Below are 7,750 nucleotides of genomic sequence, written 5' to 3'. Positions count from 1 at the left end.
CGCCATGGCGATCACCGGCACGGTCAGCACCAGCGAGACCAGCAGCCGGGTCCGCAGCGAGGCGGTGGGATCCTCCTCGACCGGTTCGGCGGCGGCCGTCTCGACCTTCGGCGCGGGCAGGGCGGCGGTGTAGCCGGCCTGTTCGACGGTGGCGATCAGCTCATCGGGGGAGATGTCGCCGGTGAAATCGACGCGGGCCTTCTCGGTCGCGTAGTTCACCGTCGCGGTCACGCCGTCGAGCTTGTTCAGCTTCTTCTCGATGCGGTTGGCGCAGGACGCGCAGGTCATGCCACCGATCACCAATTCGACCTGCCCGGTGGCGGGTGGTTGTGTCGCGGTGGTCATGGGTCGCTCCGTTTCTCTGGTGCTAGGCAATTGTCGCTCGGTGCGGGGTCGGTGGGGTCGGGGGCCGGGTCAGTGACATCGGCGCATCGGCTCGACGGCCTGTGACGGGGCCGCGAGGGGCATCCGCGGACGGGGCTGACAATCGATTCCGGCCGGTCGAGAAGCCCCGGTCCGATCAGTCGGCCAGTTCGTAGCCGGCCTCGTCCACAGCTGCGGCGATTGCGTCAGGCTCAACCGGTGCTGCGCTGTCGATTGTCACTAGCCCGCTGGCGAGATCGACCGCGACGCTCGTGACTCCGTCGATCCTGCCGACCTCTTCACGGACCGATGAAGCGCAATGGCCGCAGGTCATCCCCCTGACGGTCACAGTGATGGTGTTGCTCATTCGTCTCACCTTCGATGTCGACGACAACTCCGGTTCTAACTATACCCCCGTAGGGTATATTGTCAATTGGGCGCTGCCACACAGGAACACTCAAAGGATCCCGCCGCCAACGGCGTGACATTGGGCCCGCCAGGCAATGACCGCAGCGCCCGAGAAGCTGCCGTCAGCCGTTTCGCCAGCGCACAACTTGCTTCGAACGCACCTCTGGGGCTACGGCAGCCGTGCGTCACCCAGTTGTGGAACTATCCCGAGTTCGGATCAGGACCGAGAGGGCGCGGAAGGCACGGCCCGGCCGGCCCGCCTGAAAGCTGCGAGGACGACACGGGGTCGTAGCCGTTTACTTCACACCGGTAGGCAGGGTCAGCAATACAGGTCGGCCGTCCGCCTGCCACGCCTGCATACCCCCTCGCAAATCGACCACATCCGTGTATCCGAGCGCAACGAGCGCTTGCATCGCATCGACGCTCATGCGTCCGCTCAGGCAATAGATGGCCAGCGGCGTCGCCCGGTCGGCGGGCAATTGCGCTGCCTGCGAGCTGATCTCGTTGTACGGAATCATCCGATCCGTACCGTCCAGATACCCCTCGAAGGGCACGTGAACGTTGATCGTCACCCGCGCAGGCTCGGCCATGGCCGCAGCGAATTCGGCGGGCGGCAGCAGTCGGCTCGATTCAGCTCGGACAGTCGTGGAGGGTGATGCCAAATCCGGTTCACCACCACTCCAGCACGCCGTGAGCTCGACAGCCAGAAGACAGATGAGAAGCAGCACCTGCCACCCTCGCACCAATCCGACGATGCCCACTCCCCCACTGTAGTGCGCAAATCGAGCCGGTCGAATCAGGCAGACCTGACCGCGGTCAATAGGCACCACACCAGCTCGAACTTTCCGCCCCGGCGCCGGCGCTGAGCCGGCCGTGCACACCAGCGAGATGCCGCCCAGCATCAAGTTGCCATATACCCCATGGGGGTATATGCTCGACGGCGTGAGGGAAACAAGATCCGCGAAGACCGGCGATGGCGCCACCCATGCCCGCCCCCGGCCTTCCTTGCGCCGTGCATGCCGTCGGGAACAACCACCCGTTCCGCGATTCAGCCACCGGGACATCGGCCCGACCACCGTTCGAACAACGAAATTCGCTGATCGAGCGCATGTTCCGCTAGCTCGCCACTTTCCCAGCGAGGAGTTCCGTCGTGTGTGAATGCCACTGTCGACGCACCCGTGACCCGCCACTCACAACAACTCGAGGAAGAGTTCCGATGTCCACCCTGTTCGCCCACCGTGACTACCTCCGTCTCTTCATTGCTCAAGTGTCGGGCTTGTTCGGCACCGGCTTGACCACCGTCGCTCTGGGATTGCTCGCCTACGAACTCGCCGGCGGTGACGCGGCCGCCGTGCTCGGCACCGCGCTGACCATCAAAATGGTCGTCTACGTCACCGTCGCACCGATCGTCGGCGCCTACGCCCACCGATTTCCACGCCGAGCATTCCTGACGTCGCTGCACCTTGTTCGTGCCGCCATCGTCCTGGCGCTGCCGTTCGTCGACCAGATCTGGCAGATCTACGTCCTGATCGCCATTCTCCAAACGGCCTCCGCCGCCTACACTCCCACCTACCAGGCCGTCATCCCCGATATCCTTCCCGATGAGCGCGACTACACCCGTGCCCTCTCGGCGACGCAGTTGGCCGCCACGATGGAGACCCTGCTCAGTCCGATGCTCGCCGCGGCCGCGCTGACGGTCATGAGCTTCCACTGGCTGTTCGTGGGTACCGCAATCGGCTTCGCGGTATCCGCAGCCCTGGTCGTCCTCACCCGCATCCCGGACGCGGCCGCCACTTCCGAAGACTCCTTCCGGGAACGGATCACTCTGGGCATGCGTATCTTCGCCGCGACACCCCGGCTGCGTGGCCTCCTCGGGCTGAACCTCGTCGTTGCCGCCGCGGGTTCGGTGATCATGGTCAATACCGTGAACTATGTGCGCGACACGCTCGGCGGGACACAGTCCGGAGTCGCGATATTGCTGGCCGCCAACGGGTTCGGCACAATGCTCGTCGCGCTCGGTTTGCCCCGGGTCCTCGATCGTGTCGGCGCGCGGCCGGTGATGCTCGCTGGTGCTGCCACGCTCGTCCTCGGACTGATCTCGGGAATCGCGCTCTCGACCGCAGGCGGTGGCGACTGGCGTTGGGGCGTCGCGATCGCAGTGTGGGCAATCATTGGATCGGGAACCGCGGCGATCTTGACGCCGACTGGACAGGTCCTGCGGCGATCGTCGCAGCCCGCCGACCGTCCCGCGCTCTTCGCGGCCCAGTTCTCGCTGTCACACCTGGCGTGGCTGCTCACCTATCCGATCGCCGGATGGCTGACCACCGCCGCCGGCTTCACCATGACCTGGGTGACGCTGGCAGTACTCGCAGGCGTGGGAGTTACCGTGGCCACGCGGGCATGGCCTCGTAGGGACCCAGAGGAGATCACGCACCTGCACGAGATCGGCACCATCCCGATGGACCGGCTCGCCGACGCCATTCGCGTGGACGACCGTTTCTACCAGCACACCCATGCGTATGTGATCGACGCGGACCACCGGCACTGGCCGGCCCGCACCGAACGGCAAACGGTAACCGCCATGGCAGCGGCCTGAAGTTTTTCTAACTGCAGTGAGGGCGGGCGTGAGCCCGCCCTCACTGCTCGTGAACTACCCGAAGTTGCAGATCATGATCAGCTCACCATGAGCATCGTGCTCATACCGAATTCACGGTGGCTGCCCACTGAGCACCAGAGCTCGTATGTGCCGGGCTGAAGGGCGACGGTGAGCTCGGTGGTCTCGCCACCATCGACGGTCTCGCTCCGAGCGGAGTTCACGCCGGGGCCTTCGATCACCAGGTCATGTGTCGAATTGCCGTTGTTCTGCACTACGAACGTGTATGTACCCGGCGACAGAGCCGCACTGGACAAAGCGATCGAGAACTCGGTTTCCTCGACCGTCACCCGTGCCGGGTTAACCGCGGTCGGCGATACCCCGTAATCGACGGCGGAACCATCCTCTGCCCCACATGCGACCAACACCGTCGCCAAAGCGGTCGCGGCGGCGACGGCGACTATCCGAGTTGTCCCATTGTCCCCGGTGGATTTCATCGCAACCTCCTCGAGATACGGAAGGCAGCAGTAATTCGATTCCCAAGCATCTCGAAGGCTACGCCTGGTCAACACACCATCGAGCGACTGTCACCGAACTGCAGTACTCGGCTGCGCGGATCGGGCGCCGGTGAGTCATCGGTCCTCCGGGCGCCGATGTGCCCGGCGCGATCGTGTTCAGTGCCTCTGCCGTCCGATCGCTGCGGACGACCACTGGCTCGAGCCGTTGTCGTCTCGTGGATCGTCCCGGTCGGCCGCAGCCTGCGAGCCCGCACGTGCCTGCTCGTCCTGCATTGCCATCGCCACAGGTTCCGGCGGCGAGGTGGCATGCGCGGCCCGGTCGAGTCGATGCAGCGCGAATGCCGCGACGACACCGATCAGCCCCAGCCCCAGCCACACCGCCCAGTCGGCCCCGGCATCGCGCGCGGCGCCCACGACCGCTCCGGCCGCGAGGTTCCCGGCCAGGATCCCGACGCCGACCACAGTGTTGTAGAAGCCGTAGTGAGTGGCTACCAGTTTTCCGCCGGACAGCGACACGACGGTGTCCATCTCGAACGGGAATACCGCCGCCGTGCCCACCGCCAACACCGCAGCCGACATCAAGAGCGCGGCGACGGCAGCGATGGTGCCGAACTGATCCGGGCCCGGGATGACCAACAGAGGCATGAAGGCCGCGGCCAGAATCCCCATACCGACGACAAGGCTGCGGCCGGGCCCCCAGCGCGCTTTGAACCATGCGGTGATACGCAGTTGGCCGACCACCGCCACCACCCCGGACACCACGAACACCGCCGATACCAGCGCCTGCGATCGATCGCCCGCGATGAATTCGGCCTGCAACGGCAGCGCGAGATAGACCTGGAACGACAACACATATGACCCGATCATCGCCACCGCGAACCACACGAATCGGCGGTTTGCGACCACGGTGCGCCAATCGTCGAGCACCGAGGTTCGCTCCGAGGGCTCGGCCGCGCGCCGCGCCGGAAGCGCGAACAGCTGCGCGACCGTCAATGCGGCGAACACGACCGCCGCAGCACCCGCTGTCACCTGGAAGTCGACAGCCATCAATGCCAGCCCGACCAATGGGCCGGCCAGGATCCCCGCCTGATAGAAGATATTGAAGACCGCGAATGCCTCCACGCGGCGCTCACCGGTGTCGGCCGCCAAGTACGCGCGCACAGCCGGGTTGAACAGCGCCCCAGCGAAGCCGGTGGCCGCCGAGGCAATCAGCAACCCCGGCAACGATGTGGCGAATACCAGGAGCGCGAATCCACCGGTGCGCAACAGACAGCCCATCACGATCAACGGCTTGTATCCGAGCCGGTCGGCGAGCGTACCGCCCACCAGAAACATGCCTTGCTGGGAGAAGTTGCGTACCCCGAGCACCAGCCCGACCGCCCACGCGGCCAGGCCGAGCGGTCCGGCCAAATATCCGGCCAGGTACGGCATCAACATGTAGAAGCCCAGGTTGATGCCGAACTGGTTGATCATCAGCAACCGGGCGGCGAGATCGAAGCTGCGGAATTGCCGGATCACCGTCATGAGGCCGCCTTCCCGGCCGTAGCCATGGTCTTGGGGTCGACAACGTTCTCGGAGCGGGTCCATGAGGTCACCACACGCTCGCCGGGATGGGCGATCGTATCCGGTTCAATCGGCGGTGCGACATCGAGCAACCCGTGTTCGGCGAGGTAGCGGTCGTTATAGATGGTGTCGAAGTAGCGTTGGGGGCCATCCGGGAACACCGCCGCGATCGTAGTGTCCGCACCGAAGGTGCGGGCCGCCCATCCCGCGACCAGCCCTACCGCGCCGACGCTCCATCCACCGGACGCATGGTGGGTCGCCGCGAGCGTTCGAGCGGCCCACACCGCCTCCGACGGCGCCACCCAGTGCACCTCGTCGAACGCCGGATAATCGACATTGGATGGGAAGATGCTGGAGCCGAGGCCACGCATCAGGCGGGGGCCGGCCGGTTGGCCGAAGATCGTGGACGCCACGGTATCCACACCGATCAACTTCAGGTCGGGGTTGAATCTGCGCAGCACCCGTGACACCCCCGCAGAGTGACCGCCCGTTCCGACCGCGCATACCAACACGTCGACTTTACCGAGCTGTTCCACCAGCTCGATCGCCAACGATTCATATCCATCGACATTGTCGGGATTGTTGTATTGGTCGGGGCTCCATGCCGTGGGGTCACGTTCCAGCAGCTCTGTGACGCGATCACGCCGCGCTTGCTGCCAACCGCCCGTCGGGTGAGGTTCGGTGACCAGATCGACTCGTGCGCCGTAGGCCGCGAGCAGCTGCGAAACGATCGGTTCCAAACCCGGGTCGGTCACCACGGTGACCGGGTGGCGGTGAACCATTCCGGCGAGGGCCAAACCCAAGCCCAAGGTTCCGCTGGTGGATTCGATGATCGGCGCTCCGGGTGCGAGATCTCCTCGTTCCTCGGCCCGCTGCACCATGTGCAGCGCTGGACGATCCTTCATACCGCCGGGGTTGGCTCCTTCGAGCTTGGCCCAGAACCCACGACCGGCCGGGGCCAGCGGAGCGCCGACCCACAGCACCGGGGTGTTGCCGACAAGGCCCTGGGGTCGCCGGGCCGGGCCTGGTGCACCGTTCAACCCGGCCGGGCCTTCGGCGCGAGCATCGAACATGATGTGGTTCATGACTGTCGCTTCCTGTATCAGAAACCGCCATTCAGGCGGCGCGAACGATGAAGGGGCAGCAAACTCCAGCCGGGCGGCACAACGACGCCGGCCTGCCGCTGACCTGTCAGCGTCGGGCGATACAGAATCGAGTCAGAACATCCCGCCCATATCCGGCGGGCGCGTGGTTGCCGGGTGGACCGCGCACACCGCCGCCGGCAACCGACAACGCGGCTGGAAAGGCGACGACGGCCGCTATCATCATCAAGCCCAGCAGGTGCAGGGACAGAGTTGGTGGCGCTCCGGCCGATGGCAGCGACTTCATGATGCAATGCGCGACGTGCGGCCCGCAGTGATCGTCGATGTCGGCGAGAACCTGGTGATCTTGTCCGTGGACTGCGTGATGGTCAGCATCGACGGCAAGCGCGATCGAAGTATCCGCATGTGCGTCATCTTCGAGAAACCCGCAATCGACCAGCGGCGCGATCAGCAGCATTGCGATCAGCAGCACCAGCAGGGAGCTGCTCCGCCGTAGCCAACCGATGGGGTTCACAGTGGCTTGGACTCTAGCAACCGACTCGCCGGCCACCCGGTAGGACCACGCAGTGAACTGGCGGTCAGCCCATTGCCTCTTCTGCGGCGGCGAGGGCATGTGGGTCGCGTCACCGCCGGCGCTATGTACATACATGCTCGGTGCTTGACGCATCACACCTCCATCCGCCGAATCGCTGGGCCGCCAACCGTTTTCAGTAGGATCGATAGTCCGTCCCAACTTGCCGATCAGCATACCCCTGTGGGGTATCAAGTCAAGTGCGGTCGACCTACCTCGGGAGGTTATCGACGCGCTCCAGTCGCGATAACATTCGCGCAACAATCTACTGCCTGAGTGCGTAATTTCTCTGACTTGTGACCAGATCCACGACCACAGGCCGGATCGGCGACGGCACCACCGTCGGTCGAGCGCGGATCGAGACCGACACGCCGCATACATACCGATGGCTGGCCACGCCGAATTCGGAAGAATCCGCCCTTCGACGCATCAGCGGCCGTTCTCCGGTCGGCTTGCTGCGCAAGCTGACGCTTGAACACCGCGACAAGATAGTAATCTACTATTTCATTTAGTAGAAGATCGGATACTTTGGGACGCAGCGGCGCTCTCTGCGGTTCCGAGAATCGTCGACACATCGAGACACAACGGGTGCGCGGCAGCCGTTGGTTCGCCCCGTCCCATCGAAGCGACA

At 64.8% G+C, this 7,750-nt stretch carries 9 protein-coding genes; 2 read left to right on the top strand and 7 right to left on the bottom strand.

Annotated features, from left to right (window positions below):
* The 3 genes from RJ05_RS19700 to RJ05_RS32425 form a co-directional block, all read right to left on the bottom strand.
* The coding region (locus tag RJ05_RS19700; RefSeq protein WP_036539196.1) for a cation transporter at positions 1–345 on the bottom strand (345 nt) is incomplete at its 3' end.
* 175 nt (positions 346–520) lie between these two features.
* Positions 521–730 (bottom strand): heavy-metal-associated domain-containing protein, encoded by a 210-nt coding sequence (locus RJ05_RS19695; RefSeq protein WP_036539195.1) that lies wholly within the window; start codon positions 728–730, stop codon positions 521–523.
* A gap of 337 nt (positions 731–1,067) precedes the next feature.
* Entirely contained in the window at positions 1,068–1,532 is a 465-nt protein-coding gene (locus RJ05_RS32425) for a rhodanese-like domain-containing protein (protein ID WP_231855969.1), read from the bottom strand.
* Positions 1,533–1,987: 455 nt separating this feature from the next.
* Between RJ05_RS32425 and RJ05_RS19685 the strand changes: the two genes are divergently transcribed.
* Positions 1,988–3,367 (top strand): MFS transporter, encoded by a 1,380-nt coding sequence (locus tag RJ05_RS19685; RefSeq protein ID WP_014352240.1) that lies wholly within the window; start codon positions 1,988–1,990, stop codon positions 3,365–3,367.
* A 77-nt stretch (positions 3,368–3,444) separates the two neighbouring features.
* On the opposite strand, the gene RJ05_RS31020 is transcribed toward RJ05_RS19685, so the two are convergent.
* The 4 genes from RJ05_RS31020 to lpqS form a co-directional block, all read right to left on the bottom strand.
* On the bottom strand, positions 3,445–3,861 hold the full coding sequence (locus RJ05_RS31020; protein ID WP_048833557.1) for a cupredoxin domain-containing protein: 417 nt from the start codon (positions 3,859–3,861) through the stop codon (positions 3,445–3,447).
* 177 nt (positions 3,862–4,038) lie between these two features.
* Entirely contained in the window at positions 4,039–5,406 is a 1,368-nt protein-coding gene (locus tag RJ05_RS19675; protein WP_014352241.1) for an MFS transporter, read from the bottom strand.
* Positions 5,403–6,530, bottom strand: a complete 1,128-nt coding sequence (locus RJ05_RS19670; protein WP_014352242.1) for a PLP-dependent cysteine synthase family protein — start codon at positions 6,528–6,530, stop codon at positions 5,403–5,405. The genes RJ05_RS19675 and RJ05_RS19670 overlap by 4 nt, the downstream gene beginning before the upstream one ends.
* 106 nt (positions 6,531–6,636) lie before the next feature.
* Positions 6,637–7,005, bottom strand: a complete 369-nt coding sequence (lpqS, locus tag RJ05_RS33110; protein WP_483244216.1) for a putative copper homeostasis (lipo)protein LpqS — start codon at positions 7,003–7,005, stop codon at positions 6,637–6,639.
* A gap of 410 nt (positions 7,006–7,415) precedes the next feature.
* Between lpqS and RJ05_RS19660 the strand changes: the two genes are divergently transcribed.
* Complete coding sequence (locus tag RJ05_RS19660) at positions 7,416–7,631, top strand: hypothetical protein (protein WP_036539192.1); 216 nt, start codon at positions 7,416–7,418, stop codon at positions 7,629–7,631.
* Positions 7,632–7,750: the final 119 nt, after the last annotated feature.

This window comes from Nocardia cyriacigeorgica NBRC 100375, assembly GCF_000308555.1.
GTDB lineage: Bacteria > Actinomycetota > Actinomycetes > Mycobacteriales > Mycobacteriaceae > Nocardia > Nocardia cyriacigeorgica.
Note: the sequence above shows the minus strand (reverse complement) of the source record. Positions and strands in the feature narration are given on the sequence as shown.